Source organism: Winogradskyella sp. UBA3174, assembly GCF_002364335.1.
Taxonomy (GTDB): domain Bacteria; phylum Bacteroidota; class Bacteroidia; order Flavobacteriales; family Flavobacteriaceae; genus Winogradskyella.
On sequence record NZ_DEXW01000023.1, the window covers coordinates 1,008 to 2,916 of the forward strand.

General features: G+C 31.6%; 2 protein-coding genes. Both read right to left on the reverse strand.

All coding sequences use genetic code 11. The features are described 5' to 3' along the window. A partial coding sequence (locus B2U95_RS02425; protein WP_296312300.1) for a hypothetical protein occupies positions 1-183 on the reverse strand: 183 nt, incomplete at its 3' end. Positions 184-376: 193 nt separating this feature from the next. Continuing rightward, the coding region (locus B2U95_RS02430) for a hypothetical protein (RefSeq protein ID WP_296312304.1) at positions 377-1,909 on the reverse strand (1,533 nt) is incomplete at its 5' end.

Genomic DNA, 1,909 nt, shown 5'->3' on the forward strand with positions numbered 1-1,909 from the left:
TGCAGCCAAATACAAAACATCATTAGTATTACTAGTTAAATACTGTTCATTTTTAATTTTGGTAGTTTTTGAAGTTTTGGTTGTGATTTCATCAACATTAGTTGTTGCCATTGCTAATTCATTCTGTGCATGGATAAGGTTGGTTAAACCTAATAAACATAAACCAAGAATACATTTTTTCATGAGTGATACGATTTTATGAGTTAGTACTTATTATTGATATACAAGATGTAATTAATAAGATATTAGGACATGACCAAGGTATTAGAAATGAGACTCTTAAACGTAATATTGAAATAGACTGCTAATGAACAAGCCATAGACAATTAATAGACAATTCAATAAAAACGAACCCCAATACCTATTAATCAGGGTGTTATAGATTTTGAATAAAGAAGTCTAAATCGATGTCTTCTGATAAAATCAGCTTTTTTCTTAAGCGATATCGACTCGTATTTAGTGAAGCTAAAGTGATATTTTGAAGTGTGGAAATACTGCGACTTTCAATTTTTAAACGAATTAATGAGCAAAGTCTAATCTCATTTTTACTTAAATTAGAATAGCTACTAGTGAGCTTACTATAAAAGGCATCGCTCAATTTATCTAAGCGATCAAAGAAATCTTGAGTGTCGCTATCAACACTTATTTTATTCGCAATAGCTTGTTCTAATGCTTTAGTTAGTATGTCGCGCTCTTCTGATGAAGCCTTTTTAATAGCCTCTAACTGCTCAGCTAGTCCTTTTGCCCAATCTTGATCTTGGGTAAGCCGTATCGCAAAATCTGATAAATCACGCTCTTTAGATTTAATTTCAGAATTGAGCTGCTCTACTTTTAATGCCGAATTTTCGAGTTTTTGTTCTGCTAACAATTGCTTATTTTTTGCATTAATAAGATGTTGACGACGACTGAAGATAAGCGCTACAAGTAGTACAATAAAACTAGATGACAAAATCCCAATAAACCATAATTTACTTCTTTGACTTTTAATCTTATTTTCCTTTTGAATACGAACGATCTTAAAGTTAAGTGCTATACGATCTATAGTGATATCGTTAAGTTCTTCTTGCCATTTTTTGTCTCCATTGTTAGCTAAACGCTGAAGACTGTCTGCGTATTTTGTAATCTGCTTTGCGGTAGTATAGGCAGCAGTGCTATTGTTTTGGTTTTCTAATAATAATTCTTTGGCTTTCAAAAATTCTAACTTAGAGTTAGCTCCTAAATTATTATGGTTTCCTTGATAAACAACTATGCTTTCCAATTCATCAAACCCTAGTTGGGCCTCTTTTAGTCTATTTAATTTTGTGCTTGTGACGACAAATTGAGATCCAGCACTAATTAATCGAGGAATATCTTTAGTTAATGTGCGTTCATTTATGGCGGTTTTAAAAAATTCAAAATTAGTTTTATATAGCAATTGTGCTTTTTCAGTAAGATACTGATCTACATAGATATCGGCTATATTATCTCTTATACTGCCTACTAAAGTATGATTGGGATATTCTATTTGTGTAAAATTATAAGCTTGTTTAAAATAATATAAGGCAGAATCCAAATCTTCTTTATGCCAATACAAAAACAAGCCATAATTGTTTAATGCGGAAGGATGGTAGATATAACCTTGATTCTTTGTGAAACTAATATTCTCTTTATGTTGTATCGCCGCACTATCTAACACACCTAGTTTTGCATAACTCTCAGCAAGCATACTGCGTCCATAAGAGCGCATTTCTATATATTTTTTAAGCTCTTCTGATGTTAAAAGACTTTCGTTTTTCTGGTAATAGTCAAAAAAGTCTAGATACGATTTTATAGATTCTTTTGGGAATCCTACTTCTCTAAACCAGTTGCCGGAATGAAGGTAACTATCTAATATAAAACTATGATGGTCTTTTATAGAACTCAATAAATC